This window comes from uncultured Flavobacterium sp. (genome assembly GCF_937967675.1).
Classification (GTDB): domain Bacteria; phylum Bacteroidota; class Bacteroidia; order Flavobacteriales; family Flavobacteriaceae; genus Flavobacterium.
In genome coordinates, this window is record NZ_CALBSN010000073.1 from 1 (window position 1) to 18,993 (window position 18,993).

The window sequence follows — 18,993 nt, forward strand, 5'->3', positions numbered from 1 at the left end:
AACAGAAATATTAACAACTTAAAAATTAATCTAGTTTAATAATGCACTACGGGTTAACATTAAATTCTTTCGGTCAATCATCAAAGAAAGATGAAGGAATAAAACTTGGTTTTAAAGGAGGTTTAAATATCTCTAATTTTCTAAGTAGTGATATTGAAGATCAATCTTATAGAACTAGTTTTCATGTTGGTTTTTTGTCTGAAATAATGTTATCAGAAAAAGTTTCATTTCAACCAGAATTGCTTTTCTCTAGTCAAGGTAATGTTGGGCCACAGACCAAACAGAAATATAGTTATATAAATATGCCTTTAATGATGAGGTATTATTTTTTAAATAATTTAAGTTTAGACGCTGGACCTCAACTAGGTTTTTTAGTTGATTCTTTTAGCAGAGGAAATGATGGAAATGAAGATATTAATGATCAAAGTTTTTTTGATTTTGCATTATGTTTAGGTGCTACATATGAATTAAAAAATAATATTTTCTTTCAAGGAAGATATAATTTAGGAATGTTGAATGTAAATGCGGCAGATAATTCGGACACCCTTAAATACCAAAATTCAGTAATTCAAATATCCGTTGGATATTACTTTTAATATTTAAACTATGAAAAAAATTCTCTACTCTATTTTATTTTTTAACGTTATTACAATTTCATTAGCTCAAGAGAGTAAAAATGAATTTGAAGTTAAGTATAGAAGAAGCTCGCTTTATTCTGTTATGGTAGATCAGCCAACACTTCCCTATGCTGCTGAAATCAAGAAAAATTTTGAAAACAGCCCCATTCCTGATAAATTTAATAATCATAATCTAAGTAAAAGAGTTTATGATTTTGGAGAATTACCAACTGACGGTTCTGATTCTCCAATTTTGTCTGCTATTGCAAGAGATATAGTTGCCAAATGGTTCAACAGATCTAGTAAAGGAGGTTTTAATATGAATTTAATTAAGGAAAGAGGTTTTTACGATGCTAGTGCATTAGATGTTGTTAAGGCACAAGCTAGTAAAAGAGGTTTAGATTTATTAGCTGATGCTGGAGAAGAACTTATAGGGAAAACATTTGTATTAATAAATGAATTCAAATACACAGATAAAGCCGAAGTAGCGGAAAAGGCAAGCGGTTGGTTAAATGCTATTGGTACAATTGCAGATTATGCCGGAGTCTCTAATGTTTCAACTGTTACAACACTAACTAGTACAGGAGCTACTGTTGCTGGTAAAGGATATATAGTAAAGACAAATGCTCATTTATATCAATTAGTATGGGATGAAGAAACTGCAGCTATTTTCTATAATGATTATTGGGCTGATGATAAAACTATTACTCCTGCTAAAAAGAAAGCTTTTGATGAGTCAACTATTTTTAAGTTAAAGTATATTGGTACAGATACATCTTGGTCTGATATTCAATCCACTGTTTTTACAAGTAAGTCTGATGAACAATTGATTGAAAGAGCGACTGTAAAAGCAATTGACAGAGTAATTGTTAAACTTCAAAAAAATCACGATCAATTTAAAACAAAAACACCTTTATACACGGTTGATCCTCTAACAGCTAAAGTGGGTTTAAAAGAAGGAATTACAAATAAATCAACTTTTGATGTTCTAGAACAAGTTGAAGATGAAAATGGTAAAACTCAGTATGTTAAGGTAGGCGTAGTAAAAGTAGATAGTAAATATCCAATTTGGGATAATACTTATGGAGCACAAGAGGAAAATCCTAACTCAACAGTTGATAGAACTTATTTTAAAAAGGTGAGTGGAAAAGATTTTTTCCCAGGAATGTTATTGGTTCAAAAGAAAGGTAAATAAATAGAAGAAATATGAAAAAAGTATTATTATTGTTATTTTTAGCATCAACAATATCTATGGTTGGTCAAGCAAGGAAAAAAGCCGATGAGGACACAAAAGAATGGAGATATGAAATTCAGTGTGCTGGAGTTGGTCATGATGGAACTTATTTAGTTAAAGTTTGGTCTTACTCTAAAAAAGGAAATGTAGCTATCGAACAAGCCAAAAAGAATGCAGTTCATGGTGTAATTTTTAAAGGATTCACAGGAGGTGATGGTTGTACTTCTCAAAAGGCTTTAGCATCAAATCCAAACCTTGAAGCTGAGAAAAAAGAATTTTTCGATTTGTTTTTTGAAGATGGAGGAAAATATATGAAATATGTAAGTGTTTCAACCGATGGTCAAATATCTGCAGACGACAGAAAGAAAGTAGGTAAAGAATATAAAGTAGGAATTGTTATATCAGTAATGAAAGATGCTTTAAGAAAGGATTTAGAATCAGCAGGGGTTATAAAAGGATTGTCTTCAGGATTTTAAAATATAAAGAAAATGAATATTAAAATTAAAGCACTTACTATCTTAACATTGTTGTCAATTTTTTTTAGTTGCTCAACACAAAAGACAGTATCAACAAATTATAGTTATTCAACAGAATGTTTAGGTGTTGAACTAGATGGATCGCAAACATTGAAAGCTTGGGGTAATGGAAGAAACAGAGAAGACGCCGTTGAACAAGCTAAGAAAAATGCTGTAAGAGATGTAATTTTTAAAGGAATCCGCGAGGGAAAACAAGATTGTAATCAAAAACCATTAGTTTTTGAAGTTAATGCTCAAGAAAAATATGAGGATTATTTTAATAAATTTTTTGCTGATGGAGGTGAATACAGAAACTATATTTCTCTTAAAGACGAAAGAATTTTTGATAAAATTAAAAGAGACAAACAAAGAACATCTGAAAGTGTTACACATGGAGTAATTGTTCGAGTACTCCGTTCAGAATTAAAACAAAAATTAATCCAAGACGGAATTATTAAATAAGTAATTTATGAAGAAAATAAATTTAATTTCCATAATAGCGACAGTTTTTTTTGCACTGATATTTAATCAAACAATAAATGCCCAGGCAAAAAAGCCTACTATCATGGTAGTTCCAAGCGACGTTTGGTGTAATGAGCACGGTTACATGAAGAGCTTTAATAATCAAGGAGAAATAATTAAAGTTCCAGATTATAAAAAAGCATTTCAAGAAAATGCAGACTTATTGCTTGTAATAAGCAAAATTAATGGTTTAATGGCAGACAGAGGTTTTCCATTAAAAAATCTGGAATCTGAAATAAAATCTCTTGAAGGTGAAAGTGCTGAAGATGCTTTAATAACTTCTAAAAATGGAGCAGAGATATCAGAATCTCCAATAGATAAATTAAGAAAAAGCGCTAAAGCCGACATAGTGATGCAATTAACTTGGAAATTAAATGTAACAGGTCCAAAAAAATCTGTAACATTCAACTTACAAGGTTTAGATTCTTATACAAATAAGCAAATTGCAACTGCCGTTGGTACCGGTTCTCCATCTTTTTCTGCCGAGGTTTCTTTGTTGCTTGAAGAAGCAGTTCTAAATCATATTGATAATTTTAATGCTTCACTTCAGTCTCATTTTGACGATTTATTCGCTAATGGAAGAGAAATAAAAGTAAGAATTAAAAAATTTGACTCTTGGGCTTCAGATTTAGAAACTGAATTTGATGGTCAAGAATTAGGATTAATTATTGAAGATTGGATGTCAAGCAATACCGTGAAAGGCCGATTCAGTACAACGAATGCAACAAATAATTTAATGTTATTTGAACAAGTAAGAATACCTCTATTTGATGATAATGGAAATGCTACTGACGCAAGAAGGTACATGAGTAAATTACAAAAGTTTTTGCAAGCTGCACCCTATAAAATCCCTGTAAAATTAATGACGAAAGGATTAGGTGAAGTAGTTTTAATTTTAGGAGATAAATAAAAAATTATGAAAAAAGTATTATTATCTATAGTTTTTCTAGTTACTTTAATTGGTAATAGGAATTATGCTCAATCATCAGATAATGTTGGTTTCTTGTCATTATCTACATATGTTGATTCGTCAGTAGAAGAAAAAACAGAAGGAGCAACTGAAGTGTTGAAAAATAAATTAGATCAAATAGTTGCCAATAATGGATTAGCAAATGGTTTCTCTAGATTTATTTTAACAGCAAATGTTATAACCGTAACAAAAGACGTATTAGGTACAGCACCAACCTCGATTGCTTATACATTAAATGTTACATTTTACATTGGAGATGGTATTGAAGGAAATAAATTTACAACATTATCAAAAAATGTAAAAGGTGTTGGAATTAATGAAACCAAGGCACTAATTAATGCGTTTAAAAACATCAATTCATCAGATAGTGAAATTCAAGCATTTATTTCTAAAGGGAAAAAAGAAATAATAAATTACTATAACACAAGATGTGATTTGATTATCAAAAAAGCCCGATTACTTGAGTCACAAAATCAGTTTGATGAAGCAATTTATATGTTATCAGCTGTACCTGATGCTTGTACTGATTGTTTTAACAAGTCTTTGGTAGCAGTTCAAGATATTTTTGACAAAAAAATAAACATGGAGTGCAAAGTAAAATTGCAAGAAGCTAAATTATTATGGGCTTCAAATCCCACCGTTGAAGGAGCAAACCTTGTCTCTGATATGTTGAAAGATATAAATCCAAGATCTTCTTGTTATAAAGATGTTGTTGCTTTCACAAATTCAGTTGCGAAACGAGTTCTAGAAATTGATGGAAGAGAGTGGAAATTTAAAGTAGATCAAGAAATTGGTTTAGAAAGAGACAGAATAAAAGCTATCAGAGATATCGGAGTAGCTTGGGGTAATGGACAACCAAAATCTGTTGTTTACAATGTGAGAGGTTGGTGGTAAAATGATGTCTTAAGATTAAATTTTATAACAATTAAAAACCCCATCAAATTTAATAGATGGGGTTTTTATTATAATTACAAATTCATAAAAAAATCATTTCCCTTATCATCCGTAATAATAAATGCAGGGAAATCTTTTACTTCAATTTTTCTTACCGCTTCCATTCCTAACTCTGGGAAATCTAATACTTCAACCGATAAGATGTTTTCTTTCGCTAAAATCGCAGCAGGACCACCAATAGAACCTAAATAAAATCCGCCATGTTTTTTACAAGCGTTCATAACGTCTTTGCTTCGGTTTCCTTTGGCTAACATAATCATGCTTCCACCAGCCGCTTGGAACTCGTCTACATAAACGTCCATTCTTCCTGCAGTTGTTGGACCAAAACTTCCTGAAGGCATTCCGTCTGGAGTTTTAGCTGGACCAGCATAGTATACTGGGTGATTTTTGAAATACTCTGGCATTGGTTTACCAGCATCCAATAATTCTTTGATTTTAGCATGCGCAATATCACGAGCTACAATCAACGTTCCATTTAATTTCAAACGCGTTTTGATTGGGTATTTTGATAATTCTGCTAAAATTTCAGCCATTGGTTGATTCAAATCAATTTCTACTGCTGGCTCTAAATGAGGCGCCGTTTCAGGTAAAAATTGTGCTGGATTGGTTTCCAATTGTTCTAAGAAAACACCCTCTTTTGTGATTTTCCCTTTGATATTTCTATCTGCCGAACAAGAAACACCCATTCCCACCGGACAGGAAGCTGCGTGACGTGGTAAACGAATCACACGAACATCATGCGTTAAATATTTTCCACCAAATTGCGCTCCAATAGCACTTTCTTGGCAAATTTCTTGAACACGTTTTTCCCATTCTAAATCACGAAATGCTTGACCTGCCATGTTTCCAGAAGTTGGAAGATTGTCATAATAACCTGCTGACGCTTTTTTCACAGCTGCTAAATTAGCTTCTGCTGAAGTTCCACCAATTACAATAGCCAAGTGATACGGAGGACAAGCTGCAGTTCCTAAATCCATAATGCGCTCGCGGATGAATTCATCTAACGATTTTTCATTCAAAAGCGATTTTGTTTTTTGATATAAGAACGTTTTGTTAGCTGAACCACCACCTTTTGCTAAAAATAAGAACTCATACGAACTTCCTTTTTTGGCATAAATATCAATTTGAGCAGGTAAGTTTGAACCCGAGTTTTTTTCTTCAAACATCGAAATCGGAACAATTTGCGAGTAACGAAGATTTTTGTTTTGGTACGTGTTGAAAATTCCTTTTGACAACCATTCGCCATCATCAACACCGGTGTAAACGTTTTCACCTTTTTTTGCCATTACGATAGCGGTTCCGGTATCTTGGCAAGAAGGTAGTTGCCCTTGAACGGCTACAGCAGCGTTTTGCAATAAATTATAAGCCACAAAACGATCATTGTCAGTTGCTTCAGGGTCTTCGATAATGTTTCTAAGTTTTTGTAAATGCGATGAACGTAACATAAAAGAAACGTCATTCATAGCTTCTTGCGCTAACAATTCTAATCCTTTTGGGTCCACCACTAAGATTTCTCTATCGCCAAGTTGTTCTACTTTTACGTAATCGGAAGTTATTTTTTTGTAGTGTGTATCGTCTTTTAAAATAGGATACGGGTCTTGATATAAAAAGTCCATTTTGTGTATGTTTTGAAAGGTAAAGTTACGGATTTTTGTTATTTTAACCTGCAAGGTTTTTAAAACCTTGTAGGTTTTTTTATTCAAGCATTTGTTTTTCAGTTAAAATTTCATTTTTAAAATCATGACAATAAATAAAGTTTTCTTTAGAATCAAACAACTGAATAACTTCTTCTCTAATTAATTTGGTTGGTTTGTCTGAAATTAAAGATTGATAAGATGAAAACGAAAATCTTTTATAATCAATATCTAAATGATGCTTTGGATTTAAATGAACATATTGAATTAAGTTTGTCAAATATGCTTCATTTTCAATTTTTATTCTTTTGAAGTGTTTTTCAAATAAACTTCCTGTTCTGTTGTTTTGTTTGTTGAAGGCTTTTGCATATGAATTGAAAAGATTTGAAAGTGCTTGAGTAATTTCATTTTCATTAACAATTCGAATAATAAAATGAAAATGATTATACATTAAACAATAAGCGAAAGTTTCGGCTTTATTTTCCAAATATTTTGAATATAATTTTAAAAAATATCGCTTGTTTTCATCAGAATTAAATATGACTTCACTATTTATACCTCGATTATAAATATGATAAACTTTGTCTTTTTCTAAAACTTCTAATTTCATGGTGTGTTTTATTGATACCTACAAGGTTTTGGAAACCTTTCAGGAATTTAATTCGTTAAAAAAACCAACTCGCCACAAAAATCGCCGTAATTACGCAAATTAAATCCACTAAAAGCATCATGCCTAAAGTGTAACGGGTGTTTTTCACGTTGATGCTTCCAAAATAAACTGCAATTACATAGAAAGTCGTTTCGGCACTACATTGGAAAATACAACTTAGTCTTCCGGTTAATGAATCGGGTCCAAATTGCTTCATTGCATCAATCATAAATCCTCGTGAACCACCTGAACTAAAAGGACGCAACATAGCTACAGGCAATGAATCGGTGATTTCTTTAGCTACGCCAAGATGAGCAAATAAAAAGGAAATCCCGTTGGCTATAATTTCAAACAAGCCACTGTTTCTGAATAAGGAAATTGCAACTAACATTCCCATTACATAAGGAAAAATGGTAACTCCGGTTTTTAATCCATTATTCGCTCCTGCTACAAAAGTGTCGAAAATGGTTGTTTTTTGTTCCACGAATTTCTTCTCTTGAACGAAAGAAAATATCAAAGTTCCACCGATAATTAAGATTAACAATAATCCCGAAAGGTTAGAAGTAAAGTAATTTTTACCAATTAAATCCAAACTGTTTACATAAAATAATAATCCCACAATAGCACCAATAACTCCCATTAAAGCGGCTAATAAAGAAGCACTTTTAAAATTAACACGTTGTTTAATTCCAACTAAAATGAAAGCAGCAATAGTTCCAACAAAAGAAGTTATAATGCAAGGCAGCATTACATCGGCAGGATTTGCAGCGTGTTCAGCAGCTCTATAACCAATAATCGATGTTGGGATTAATGTTAATCCCGCAGCATGTAAGCACATGAACATGATTTGGGCATCACTAGCTCTGTCCTTGTCAGGATTTAATTCTTGTAAACTTTGCATGGCTTTTAATCCAAAAGGAGTTGCAGCTGAATCCAATCCTAAGAAGTTGGCAGAAAAATTCAACGTCATATAGGAAATCGATTCGTGGTTTTTAGGAATCGAAGGAAAAACTTTAGCAAACAACGGACTTAATTTCTTAGCCAATCTTTCCGATGCTCCTGAAATAATAAGTAGTTCCATTATTCCGCAGAAAAAGGATAAATAAGCAATCAAAGGCAGAATTAAATCAAATAAACTGCTTTTGGTCATAGGAAGTAAACCATCTGCTTTTTGTTTTCCGCTGTAGATTTTTACAGTTTGATTGTTGTAAATATAGGTAGTGTCTGCATCCTTTTCATTTTTATTAATAATGAATGTTTTGTCTTCAGCCTTTTGTACACTGTCTTGCACAAATTTGGGTACTTCTTTTAAATATTTTTCACCAATTAAAAGAGGTTCACCTTGTTTTCCATTCAAAACATAATCAATAGAATAATATTGCGAAGAGAACAATCCGAATACAATAAAAAAGATAGATGATATAAATATCACTAACCAAAATCTGCTTAAAACCATAAATACCTATTTTTTCGTAAATGTAATATTTATAAGTGTTTAAAGAAAATTTAATTTTTCCCTAGCATAGTTCTAATTATTTTACTTTAAGAAATTTTTTTTATTGAATTCAAGTCGTTTATTTTAAAACATTTTTTTGAAATTATGAAAAAATTATATATTTGTTTTATTAAATGAAACTAATTTGCCCCAAAAAATAAAAAAACAACAATTATTCACTTATTTTATTATCTTTTTCTGTGTACTATCTTTTTCACAAACCAAGGAAGATGTTGCTAAAATAACAAAAGACTACAATTTTGCAAAAATTCAGGAAAAGATATCTTACTATCGACAGTTAGAAGAAAAACAAAGAGCTAAGGCTGTTGAAATTGCTAACAAAAACAATTGGCCAATTTTTATTAAAGGAGATGACGGAAGTTTTAAACAACTAATGAGCGTTACTCCTGACGGATATCCTATTTATTATGCAACAACAAATGTAAATGCAGCAAAATCCACAAGAGCAAATTTTTTAAACACTGGTGGTGGTATGGGATTAACTTTAGATGGTCAAGATATGATTGCTCGTGTTTGGGATGGAGGTACTGTAAGAAGAACTCATAGCGGTTTTGGAGGAAGAGTGACAACTGTTGATGATATTTCAGGAATATCTTATAGCGATCATGCCACTCATGTTACAGGTACAATATTAGCTTTACCTTGGAGTACTGCATCAGCTGGAGTAAAAGGAATGGCAACATTAGCAACGGCAAGGACATTTAATTGGGACAATGATGAGTCAGAAGCCTTATCTGAGGTTTTGGGTGGAATGTTAATCTCAAATCATTCTTATGGGGTTCCAATAGGATCAGGATCATCTATATTGCCTGCTTGGTATATAGGAGCGTATACAGATGCTGCAAGATCTTGGGATGAAATTACATATCTATCACCCTATTATTTACCTGTAATGTCAGCGGGAAATGATGGAACTAACAATAATAATTCAAATCCAATTGCTGTAGGTTATGATAAATTAACTGGAAATAAAACCTCAAAAAATACATTAATCGTAGCAAATGCAAATGATGCTGTAATAAATACGGATGGTAGCTTATTTAGTGTTTCAATAAATACGTCAAGTAGTCAAGGTCCTACAGATGATAGAAGAATTAAACCAGATATTACAGGAAATGGTACAGGTTTAACATCTACAATATCCACAAGTAACACGGCAACTGCATCAATTTCTGGTACCTCAATGGCTAGCCCTAATGTTGCAGGAACTTTATTATTATTGCAGCAACATCAAAAAAATTTAACAAACAGTTTTATGAAGTCCTCTACTTTAAGAGGTTTAGCGTGTCATACTGCTGATGATGCTGGAAATTTAGGTCCCGACGCTAAGATGGGTTGGGGTTTATTAAACGCAAAGAAAGCCGTAGAAACAATTACCGGAAATGGTTTAACCTCATGGATTTCAGAAGAAAATTTGACGCAAGGGCAAACCTTCAATATTACTGTTAAATCAAATGGAGGTTCATCAAACCCATTAATTGCATCCATAACTTGGACTGATTTACCCGGAATTGCAAATAACGGAACTATGGGAGATAATGATATTACTCCAGTATTAGTTAATGATTTAGATATAAGAATTACAAAAGACGGAACAACTTTTTACCCTTGGAAATTACAATCAAATCCTTCTGCATTAGCTGTTAGAAATGGGGATAATAATGTTGATAATATTGAAGTTATTAAAATAGACGCACCTTCTGCAGGTGATTACGTTATTTCAGTAACACATAAAGGAAATTTAGTTTCAGGCTCTCAAAATTATTCTTTAATTATTACAGGCATTACTTCCGATTTTTCATTAATTTCTAAATCCGAGGATTTAACTTTATGCTCAAATCAAGATGCTGTTTACAATTTTGAATATAAGCAAACGGGATCAATGACAACCACATTTTCAGCAATTGGACTACCTCTTGGAGCTGTAGCGTCATTTAGTCCAACTTCTTTAAATACAAATGGAAGCGTTACAATGACAATTTCAGGATTAGCCAATGTACAGCCTGGAATTTATAATGTAGGGATTTCAGGAAACAATGGTTCTGAGATTGAAACAAGATTAAAACAACTTAGAGTTTACTCTAATAATTTTCAACCAACAGTTTTATTATCTCCAGATGCAGGACAAAATAATACTGCCACAACTTTGTTTTTTAATTGGAATTCCGACATAAATGCTGAAAGCTATAATTTACAGCTATCAAATCAATCAGATTTTTCTACATTTTTTGCAAATGTTAATACAACAGCGCCCGGTTATTTGATAACAGGATTAATTCCTAACACAACATATTATTGGAGAGTAATTCCATCAAACCGTTGTGGAGACGGTGCAACAAATTTAGCTTTTGTAAATAGTTTTAAAACAGGAATATTAACTTGCGGTAATACATTTGTTGCAACGGATTTTTCTAATGCAATTATTGGAACTACAGCAAACAGTGTTGCAACAATTCCAATTGAAGTAACAGGAGGGTTAACGATAGGAGATATAAATGTTAACTTAAATTTGACTCATACATATATTCAGGATATGAAGTATTTTTTAGAAGGCCCTTCTTCCATAGGAAGTCCTTTAATAATGTTGTTTGATGAACCTTGCGGTGATAATGATGATATTAATTGTACTTTAGATGATGCTGGTACAAATTTTACTTGTGGTGCTACGGCCCCATCAATAATTGGCAATGTTAAGCCTATCGATTATTTGGCTAACTTAAATAACTTACCAGCGGATGGAATATGGACTTTACGCGTTGTAGACGCATATAATGGAGATGGTGGTATTATTAATAGTGTTTCTTTGTCAATATGTAACTTAGAGCAACCGCTTAGTAAATCAGATAATACTTTTTCTGAAGTAAAGGTGTATCCAAATCCAGCAAAAGGAATTATTAACATTGATTTATCATCATTGTCTTATTCAAACTCAACTATGTACAAAGTAAACGACTTTCAAGGAAGGCAAGTATTAGAAAAAAAATCTAATAGTATTTTGGAAGTATTAAATATTGAAGACCTTTCAGAAGGTGTTTATTTGTTAACCATTGAAAACGATCTAGGAAAAACAACGAAAAAAATAGTTGTTAAAAAATAAATTTAATTTTAATAAAAAAGCTCGATAAAATCGAGCTTTTTTATTAAAATTATTTCCCTGGAAACGCTGCTTTTCTTTTCTCTAAAAATGCTGTTGTTCCTTCTTTAAAATCTTCTGTACCAAAACAATATCCAAAATTTTCAATTTCTACTTGGTAGCCATTAACACCATCGGTATAATTTGCATTAACCGCTTGAATCGCTTTTGCAATAGCCACGCTTGAATTTTTAGTAATTTTAGAAGCAATTCCTTTTGCAAATTCTAACAATTCAGCTTGTGCAACTACATGGTTTACTAAACCATAATTTTTAGCTGTTTCGGCATCAATCATACCTGCTGTCATAATTATTTCCATAGCACGCCCTTTTCCAACTAATTGCGCCAAACGTTGTGTTCCTCCGTAACCTGGAATAACTCCTAACGTTACTTCTGGTAATCCCATTTTTGCATTATCTGAAGCTACTCTAAAATGACATGACATAGCCAACTCTAATCCGCCACCAAGTGCAAAACCATTTACAGCAGCAATAACTGGAGTACTTAAATTTTGAACAAAATCAAATAATAATTCTTGCCCTTGAGCAGCTAATTTCCCTCCTTCTTCAACTGAAAAATGAGCAAATTCTGAAATATCAGCTCCGGCCACAAATGCTTTTTCTCCACTTCCCGTTATAATAATTGCTTTTACAGATGAATCTTCGTTTAACGATTTAAATCCATCGTGTAATTCTTGAATGGTTACTTTGTTTAAAGCATTTAATTTTGTTGGTCTGTTAATCGTTACAATAGCAATAGCTTCCTGTTTTTCGATAAGGATATTTTCCATTTTTACTTAATTTGATTATTTATTGGGAAGGAAACCAAAAATTCGGTTCCTACATTGGGTTCCGTTTCAAAGGTAATCGTTCCGTTATAATTCTCTATGATATTTTTAATAATAGCTAAGCCGAGTCCCATTCCACTCGATTTTGTAGTGAATTTAGGCTCAAAAACGCGTTCCTGATTTTCTTCTGAAATTCCGTTTCCATTATCTTTTACGGCAATTTTAACTTCTTCACCTTGTCTAAAAACCGTAACAAAAACCAATTTATTTTCTTGTTCTTCAGGTATGGCTTGAATGGCATTCTTAACCAAATTCGTAATGACTCTAATTAATTGCGTTCTGTCTAATTTGGCAATAATTTCGTCTTCTAATGCTGAAAACTGGATAAAATCTTCATTAAAAATTTCTAAAGCCATTTTTACAATACGAACTACATTTAGCGTTTCGTTTTGTTGCGCAGGCATAGCTGCAAAGTTTGAAAAAGCTCCTGCAACTGCGGTCATGGTATCTATTTGCTGTAAAATAGTTTTGGTATAATCGTCTAATTTTTGAATAATATTTGGGTCATTTACATCGAACTTTCTTTGGAAATTTTGCACGGTTAATCGCATTGGAGTAAGTGGATTTTTAATTTCGTGTGCTACTTGTTTCGCCATTTCGCGCCATGCTTGTTCTCTTTCGCTTTGTGCTAAAATGGTGGCGCTTTCTTCTAATTTATCCACCATGTTATTATAGGAATTAATTAAAAGATTAATTTCTTTACTTCCGTCTTCTATTACAATTTTTTCATTTCGTTGATACAATTCTGTCTCTTGAAGTTTATCACTAATAATTTTTAAAGATTTGGTAATATAACTCGATAAAAAATAAGACAATACAATAGAAATAAAGAACATAAAAACGTAAACTTGCCCAAATCGAATTAAGAAATTTTGAACTTCATTGTCGTAAAACTCGGTATTTTCTTCATATGGTAAATTTAAAATTCCCATGGGTTTAAACTTAGTATCCTTTAAATACGAATAAGAAGATCGGAACGATTGCCCATCAACTTTTGAAAATTCAATGTAACGTTTGTCTAATGACGATTGAATAATTTTTAATGTGGATGGGTTTATTTTTGGTTTGTCTTTATCTAGTTTGAATATAGCTTTTGATGATATTAAAAGTTTTCCTTTTAAATCAAAAAAATTGATTTCCATACTGTGAATGTCTGATAATTCGAATATTTTCTCTTTAAAAATTAAAGGAATATTTTCCGTCGTAAGCGGATAAGTAGTAGTTTGAAGCACATAATTAATATGTTCGGTAATAGCCGCTTCTTTTCGTTCTAAACGATCTTGATGGTATTCACGAGCTTCTTTTCTAAATTGATAAATAGAAACCGCAGCAATAAGAACAGACGCAATTAACGTTAAGAATATCATGGAAAGAAATATTCTAACACGCAAGGAAAGGTTCTTAAAGTTTAAAATTCTATCCATATTTTTTTGATGAAAATCAACTGTTGTTTTTCTCTCGAATTTTTTTGTATAATCTGTAACCTAACATTAATAATACTGAAAAAGCAATAATGCCAACAACGCCAAAAATCCAATTAATTGCATTTTTTAAAATTACTAAAAAAACTACTGCAAATAGAATAATTGTAGCACCTTCGTTCCAGATTCTAAAGAAACTTGAAGTATGCTTTACCTCATTATTTTGCAATTGTTTAAATATTTGATGGCATTTTAAATGATACAAATACAATAAAAACACAAACGCTAATTTAACGTGCATCCAAGGTTGGGCTAACCAAACTTTACCAACTTCAGTAAAAAACAACATCCAAAAAGCAAAAACACTTGCTAAAACAGCACTTGGCCAAGTTATAATGTACCATAAACGATATTGCATTAATTGGTATTGTTTAATTAATATGTCTTGCTCGGGTTGAGGTTTTTGTTTGGCCTCTGCGTGATAAACAAATAACCTAACAATATAAAACAAACCAGCAAACCAAGTAACCACAAAGATTAAATGTAACGATTTTATGTAATTGTATAATTCCATTTTTTATTGATTTTGAAAAGCCCATTGATCAATCCAACGGCTCATGGTTTTAACCCAATCGGCACTATCATTTAAACATGGAATAGACAAGAAATTTTCTCCACCGTTTTCTTTGAAACTATGTGCTGCTTCCATTCCAATTTCTTCTAAAGTTTCCAAACAATCCGAAACAAAAGCGGGTGTAACCACTGCTAAATTCTTAATTCCTTTTTGTGCTAAACCATCAATAGTAGCATCGGTATAAGGTTGCAACCAAGGATCGCGACCCAAACGTGATTGAAATGATGTGCTGTATTTTCCTTCTTCCAAACCTAAAAATCCAGCAACTTGTTTAGTAGTTTCATAACATTGATGACGGTAGCAAAACTCGTGTGCTTTTGAAGGCGTATTACAACAACTTCCATCTATTTTACAATGCGATTTTGTTACATCTGATTTTCTAATATGACGCTCTGGAACACCATGATACGAAAACAATAAATAATCTGATTTAAAATCATCTAAAGCCGATTTAATGGAGTTAGATAAATCACGAACATAATCGGGTTGGTTATAAAAAGCTGGTAAAATGGTGAATTCCATGTTAGGGAATTGTTTTTTGCGAATTTCTTCGGCTAATACCAAAATAGTTTCGGTTGTTGCCATAGCAAACTGAGGATACAATGGAATTAATAAAACCTCATCAACCCCTTGATTGTGTAATTCTTTTAAACCAAATTCGATACTAGGATTTCCATAACGCATGGCTAAAGAAACCGGAATACTGACTTGTTCTTGAACTTTATTTTGTAATCGTTTTGATAACACAATTAATGGAGAACCTTCTTCCCACCAAATTTTTTTATACGCTTTAGCTGATTTTTTTGGGCGAGTATTTAAAATGATTCCTTTTACTAATAAGGCTCTAAGTAAATATGGAACATCGATAACGCGTTCGTCCATTAAGAACTCATCTAAATATTTTCTAACATCTTTAGGTTCAGGGCTGTCAGGTGAGCCTAGATTAATTAACAGAACTCCTTTTTTCATTTTCTTTTTTTTGTAAAAATAATCAATACTCTTTTTAAAGAAAGTTTTATATACGTTTTTTATCTATAATGCGATTTGTTAAATCAATATAATTGAAATTATTCAATGTTAGCATTCAAATTCATTAAATATTTTTTTGGGGTTGTGCCAAATTTTTTCTTGAAGGCAGCAATAAAATGACTACCTGTACTATAACCAATTTTCAATCCCACTTCATTTACATTATAAGAACCACTATCTAACAATTGACGTGCATAATCCATTTTGTAATCAAATAGAAACCCATAAACGGTATCGCCATAAATTTGTTTGAAACCCATTTTTAGTTTTTTCAAACTTAACCCTACTTGTTCCGATAAAACTTCTAGTGTAGGAGGCTCGGCCATATTAGCAATGATAATTTCTTTTGCTTTCTTAATTTTTAAAACATTTTCTTCATCAATCAAAAACGGACATTGTTCTGCATTTGGATCTTCGGAACGATTAAAATACAAACTTAATAGTTCATATCCTTTTCCTTTGTAATATAAATTCTTGATGAATGAATTTATATTGTAATGAAAAATTTGGCTAAGAACAATAGCCATTGACGGACTTATATCGTTTTCTTTATAATACTTCTTATCTTTATTTTCTTCACTTAAAAACGGAATGCTTTCAGCTTCTGAAGAAAAAAGGCCATGAAATTTTTTGATAGATATAATTACCGAAATTACCCAACTTTGTGGTGCTAATTCTAAGTGTATTGGCAATTCTTTTTGCGGATTGTAAAACAAAAGCGACTTCTCTTCTTTTAAATCTAAGGCATAATTTCCTTGATTAAAGACAAATTTCCCTTTTCCTTTAAGCCCAAAATGAAATTGGATAAGGCCTTGGTTTACAAGGCGTTCTACTTTAATTATTTCGTTACTATCATTTTGAAAACGCAATAAAATAAATTCGTTTTCAATTTTTATTTCTTCTAATGAACCCATAGCGATATTTTTACGTATATAAGCCTAACAAAATCTTTTGGCGTTATTTAGAATTGTTCTACATAACATATTTGTAAAAGCTTGAATTTAGTACAAATTTAGCAGAAATATTGCAAATTAGACCAAATGATTTTAAAATAACTTTGAGCGACATAAAAAGTCCTTCAAGCGTTGTTTTTATAAAATAGTATCATTTAATTTTGTTAAACTTTTAGGGAAGAGTATATCACATGGAAAACAATACATTCGCAAAGCATCCGACTTTCTATGCAGTAGGGTTGAGTTATAAGAAAGCAGATGCGGAAATGAGAGGGAAATTTAGTTTGGATGAAAAGGCTAAAACTAATTTATTGCATCAAGCCAAAGATGAAGGTATTGATAGTTTAATTGTTACTTCTACTTGTAATCGTACTGAAATTTATGGTTTTGCCCAACATCCATTTCAATTAATAAAATTATTGTGCGAAAACAGTCATGGAACGGTTGAAGATTTTCAGAAAGTAGCTTTTGTTTACAAAAATAGTGAGGCTATTAATCACATGTTTCGTGTTGGAACTGGCTTAGACAGTCAAATCTTAGGTGATTTTGAAATCATAAGTCAATTAAAGAATGCATTTGTAATTAGTAAAGAACTAAACTTAGTAAATGCATTTTTAGAAAGACTGGTAAATGCAGTAATTCAAGCGAGTAGAAAAATTAAAAACGAAACCGAAATTTCTTCAGGTGCAACTTCTGTGTCTTTTGCGTCGGTTCAATATATTTTTAAAAATGTAGAAGACATTGCTTCTAAAAACATCTTACTTTTTGGAACAGGAAAAATCGGAAGAAATACTTGTGAAAACCTAGTAAAACATACTAAACACGAACAGATCACATTAATCAATAGAACTAAAGAAAAAGCCGAAAAATTAGCTAAAAAACTAGATGTTATTGTTAAAGATTATGCTGATTTACAATTAGAACTTCAAAAAGCAGATGTAGTTGTAGTAGCTACTGGTGCTCAAAACCCAACGGTTGATAAAGCCATTTTAAATCTGAAAAAACCTTTATTGATTTTAGATTTATCGATTCCGAAAAACGTGAACGAAAATGTAAAAGATATTGAAGGTGTTACGCTTGTTCACATGGATGAACTTTCGCAAATTACGGATGAAACTTTGGAAAACAGAAAAAAACACATTCCAGCAGCCGAAGCTATTATCGAAGAAATTAAAGATGAGTTCATGTCTTGGACGAAACAACGTAAATTCGCCCCAACCATACATGCTTTAAAAGCAAAACTGAATACAATAAAAGAAGGAGAATTGAATTTTCAACGTAAAAAATTGGCTAATTTTGATGAAGAACAAGCCGAGTTAATTACAGCAAGAATCATTCAGAAAATCACGAATCACTTTGCGAATCATTTAAAAGATGATGAAACCATGGTGGATGAAAGTATTGAATGGATTGAGAAAATTTTCCAATTAGAAACGGTTTCAAAATAATGAGCAAAATAATCCGAATAGGAACTCGTGATAGCGAATTAGCCCTTTGGCAAGCACACACAGTACAAAAGAAATTAAATGATTTAGGCTATCAGACTGAAATTGTAGCTGTAAAATCGCAAGGAGATATTATTCTTGATAAACCACTTTACGAATTAGGAATCACGGGGATTTTTACCAAAACCTTAGACATTGCCATGATAAATGGTCAGGTAGATATTGCGGTTCATTCTATGAAAGATGTACCAACAGCTTTACCTATTGGAATTGTGCAAGCAGCGGTTTTAGAACGTGCCAACACAGTTGACATTTTAGTTCATAAAGGCAACTTAAATTTTTTAAATTCGCAAGGAACTATCGCAACTGGAAGTTTACGCAGACAAGCACAATGGTTAAATAAATATCCGAATCACAAAGTGGTAGATTTACGTGGAAACGTTAATACCCGTATGCAAAAACTAGAAGATAGTGACTGGAACGGAGCTATTTTTGCTGCTGCAGGTTTAGAACGTATCAATATAAAACCAGAAAATTATATCGATTTAAGTTGGATGATTCCAGCACCTGCTCAAGGGGCGATGGTAGTAGTCGCAATGGAAAATGATGATTTTTGTAAAGAGGCATTAGCAAAATTAAACCATTCAGAAACTGAAATTTGTACATATATTGAACGTGAATTCTTAAAAACATTAGAAGGTGGTTGTACAGCTCCTATTGGTGCTTTAGCCACATTTACTTCAGATAAAATTGATTTTGAAGGCGTTTTGTTCTCTTTAGACGGAAAAGAAAAACACACAATCAAAAAAAGTTGTACTTTTGATTCTTATAAAAACTTCGGGAAAAATTGTGCCGAAGAAATTTTAAACAACGGTGGAAGCGCTCTTATGGAAAGCATTCGTCGTGTTTTAAAAAAGTAA

The 18,993-nt window shown here is 32.0% G+C and carries 17 protein-coding genes; 9 read left to right on the forward strand and 8 right to left on the reverse strand.

Annotation, left to right across the window (positions count from 1 at the left end; translation table 11 throughout):
* The first annotated feature begins 41 nt into the window (after nucleotides 1-41).
* The 6 genes from Q0075_RS05120 to Q0075_RS05145 are packed head-to-tail and all read left to right on the forward strand — an operon-like array spanning nucleotide 42 to nucleotide 4,752.
* Entirely contained in the window at nucleotides 42-596 is a 555-nt protein-coding gene (locus Q0075_RS05120; protein WP_297868574.1) for a porin family protein, read from the forward strand.
* A gap of 10 nt (nucleotides 597-606) precedes the next feature.
* Entirely contained in the window at nucleotides 607-1,812 is a 1,206-nt protein-coding gene (locus Q0075_RS05125) for a hypothetical protein (protein ID WP_297868575.1), read from the forward strand.
* A gap of 11 nt (nucleotides 1,813-1,823) precedes the next feature.
* Nucleotides 1,824-2,327, forward strand: coding sequence for a hypothetical protein (locus Q0075_RS05130; RefSeq protein ID WP_297868576.1), 504 nt, complete (start codon nucleotides 1,824-1,826; stop codon nucleotides 2,325-2,327).
* 12 nt (nucleotides 2,328-2,339) lie between these two features.
* Nucleotides 2,340-2,828, forward strand: coding sequence for a hypothetical protein (locus tag Q0075_RS05135; protein WP_297868577.1), 489 nt, complete (start codon nucleotides 2,340-2,342; stop codon nucleotides 2,826-2,828).
* A 7-nt stretch (nucleotides 2,829-2,835) separates the two neighbouring features.
* Entirely contained in the window at nucleotides 2,836-3,798 is a 963-nt protein-coding gene (locus Q0075_RS05140) for a DUF6175 family protein (RefSeq protein ID WP_297868578.1), read from the forward strand.
* Between the two features lie 6 nt (nucleotides 3,799-3,804).
* Complete coding sequence (locus tag Q0075_RS05145) at nucleotides 3,805-4,752, forward strand: hypothetical protein (protein ID WP_297868579.1); 948 nt, start codon at nucleotides 3,805-3,807, stop codon at nucleotides 4,750-4,752.
* A gap of 74 nt (nucleotides 4,753-4,826) precedes the next feature.
* Here the strand turns inward: Q0075_RS05145 and Q0075_RS05150 are convergent, their stop codons facing one another.
* The 3 genes from Q0075_RS05150 to Q0075_RS05160 all read right to left on the reverse strand — a co-directional run bounded on the left by Q0075_RS05150 (nucleotide 4,827) and on the right by Q0075_RS05160 (nucleotide 8,551).
* Nucleotides 4,827-6,428, reverse strand: coding sequence for a fumarate hydratase (locus tag Q0075_RS05150; protein WP_297868580.1), 1,602 nt, complete (start codon nucleotides 6,426-6,428; stop codon nucleotides 4,827-4,829).
* 79 nt (nucleotides 6,429-6,507) lie between these two features.
* Complete coding sequence (locus Q0075_RS05155; protein WP_297868581.1) at nucleotides 6,508-7,056, reverse strand: transposase; 549 nt, start codon at nucleotides 7,054-7,056, stop codon at nucleotides 6,508-6,510.
* Nucleotides 7,057-7,111: 55 nt separating this feature from the next.
* The gene (locus Q0075_RS05160; protein WP_297868582.1) at nucleotides 7,112-8,551 is read right to left on the reverse strand and encodes a nucleoside recognition domain-containing protein; all 1,440 of its coding nucleotides are present in this window, start codon (nucleotides 8,549-8,551) and stop codon (nucleotides 7,112-7,114) included.
* A 184-nt stretch (nucleotides 8,552-8,735) separates the two neighbouring features.
* On the opposite strand from Q0075_RS05160, the gene Q0075_RS05165 reads away from it, so the two are divergent.
* Nucleotides 8,736-11,708, forward strand: coding sequence for a S8 family serine peptidase (locus Q0075_RS05165; protein WP_297868583.1), 2,973 nt, complete (start codon nucleotides 8,736-8,738; stop codon nucleotides 11,706-11,708).
* Nucleotides 11,709-11,757: 49 nt separating this feature from the next.
* Here the strand turns inward: Q0075_RS05165 and Q0075_RS05170 are convergent, their stop codons facing one another.
* From Q0075_RS05170 to Q0075_RS05190, 5 genes are all read right to left on the reverse strand, one after another.
* Nucleotides 11,758-12,534: an enoyl-CoA hydratase-related protein gene (locus tag Q0075_RS05170; protein WP_297868584.1), complete on the reverse strand. Its 777-nt coding sequence runs from the start codon at nucleotides 12,532-12,534 to the stop codon at nucleotides 11,758-11,760.
* Nucleotides 12,535-12,536: 2 nt separating this feature from the next.
* Nucleotides 12,537-13,958, reverse strand: coding sequence for an ATP-binding protein (locus tag Q0075_RS05175; RefSeq protein ID WP_297868585.1), 1,422 nt, complete (start codon nucleotides 13,956-13,958; stop codon nucleotides 12,537-12,539).
* Between the two features lie 73 nt (nucleotides 13,959-14,031).
* The gene (locus tag Q0075_RS05180) at nucleotides 14,032-14,586 is read right to left on the reverse strand and encodes a CopD family protein (RefSeq protein WP_291108823.1); all 555 of its coding nucleotides are present in this window, start codon (nucleotides 14,584-14,586) and stop codon (nucleotides 14,032-14,034) included.
* Nucleotides 14,587-14,589: 3 nt separating this feature from the next.
* Nucleotides 14,590-15,615: a ferrochelatase gene (gene hemH / locus Q0075_RS05185; RefSeq protein WP_297868586.1), complete on the reverse strand. Its 1,026-nt coding sequence runs from the start codon at nucleotides 15,613-15,615 to the stop codon at nucleotides 14,590-14,592.
* 98 nt (nucleotides 15,616-15,713) lie between these two features.
* Nucleotides 15,714-16,589, reverse strand: coding sequence for a helix-turn-helix transcriptional regulator (locus Q0075_RS05190; RefSeq protein ID WP_297868587.1), 876 nt, complete (start codon nucleotides 16,587-16,589; stop codon nucleotides 15,714-15,716).
* A gap of 230 nt (nucleotides 16,590-16,819) precedes the next feature.
* Here Q0075_RS05190 and hemA point away from each other — a divergent pair, with 230 nt between their 5' ends.
* Nucleotides 16,820-18,076, forward strand: a complete 1,257-nt coding sequence (hemA, locus tag Q0075_RS05195; RefSeq protein WP_297868588.1) for a glutamyl-tRNA reductase — start codon at nucleotides 16,820-16,822, stop codon at nucleotides 18,074-18,076.
* Nucleotides 18,073-18,993, forward strand: a complete 921-nt coding sequence (gene hemC / locus Q0075_RS05200; protein ID WP_297868602.1) for a hydroxymethylbilane synthase — start codon at nucleotides 18,073-18,075, stop codon at nucleotides 18,991-18,993. Before hemA ends, hemC begins: the two co-directional genes overlap by 4 nt.

Bases quoted from the DNA above. Each gene is read 5' to 3' on its own strand.
- Q0075_RS05120 (WP_297868574.1), top strand. From the start codon at position 42: ATGCACTACGGGTTAACATTAAATTCTTTCGGTCAATCATCAAAGAAA.
- Q0075_RS05125 (WP_297868575.1), top strand. From the start codon at position 607: ATGAAAAAAATTCTCTACTCTATTTTATTTTTTAACGTTATTACAATT.
- Q0075_RS05130 (WP_297868576.1), top strand. From the start codon at position 1,824: ATGAAAAAAGTATTATTATTGTTATTTTTAGCATCAACAATATCTATG.
- Q0075_RS05135 (WP_297868577.1), top strand. From the start codon at position 2,340: ATGAATATTAAAATTAAAGCACTTACTATCTTAACATTGTTGTCAATT.
- Q0075_RS05140 (WP_297868578.1), top strand. From the start codon at position 2,836: ATGAAGAAAATAAATTTAATTTCCATAATAGCGACAGTTTTTTTTGCA.
- Q0075_RS05145 (WP_297868579.1), top strand. From the start codon at position 3,805: ATGAAAAAAGTATTATTATCTATAGTTTTTCTAGTTACTTTAATTGGT.
- Q0075_RS05150 (WP_297868580.1), bottom strand. From the start codon at position 6,428: ATGGACTTTTTATATCAAGACCCGTATCCTATTTTAAAAGACGATACA.
- Q0075_RS05155 (WP_297868581.1), bottom strand. From the start codon at position 7,056: ATGAAATTAGAAGTTTTAGAAAAAGACAAAGTTTATCATATTTATAAT.
- Q0075_RS05160 (WP_297868582.1), bottom strand. From the start codon at position 8,551: ATGGTTTTAAGCAGATTTTGGTTAGTGATATTTATATCATCTATCTTT.
- Q0075_RS05170 (WP_297868584.1), bottom strand. From the start codon at position 12,534: ATGGAAAATATCCTTATCGAAAAACAGGAAGCTATTGCTATTGTAACG.
- Q0075_RS05175 (WP_297868585.1), bottom strand. From the start codon at position 13,958: ATGATATTCTTAACGTTAATTGCGTCTGTTCTTATTGCTGCGGTTTCT.
- Q0075_RS05180 (WP_291108823.1), bottom strand. From the start codon at position 14,586: ATGGAATTATACAATTACATAAAATCGTTACATTTAATCTTTGTGGTT.
- hemH (WP_297868586.1), bottom strand. From the start codon at position 15,615: ATGAAAAAAGGAGTTCTGTTAATTAATCTAGGCTCACCTGACAGCCCT.
- Q0075_RS05190 (WP_297868587.1), bottom strand. From the start codon at position 16,589: ATGGGTTCATTAGAAGAAATAAAAATTGAAAACGAATTTATTTTATTG.
- hemA (WP_297868588.1), top strand. From the start codon at position 16,820: ATGGAAAACAATACATTCGCAAAGCATCCGACTTTCTATGCAGTAGGG.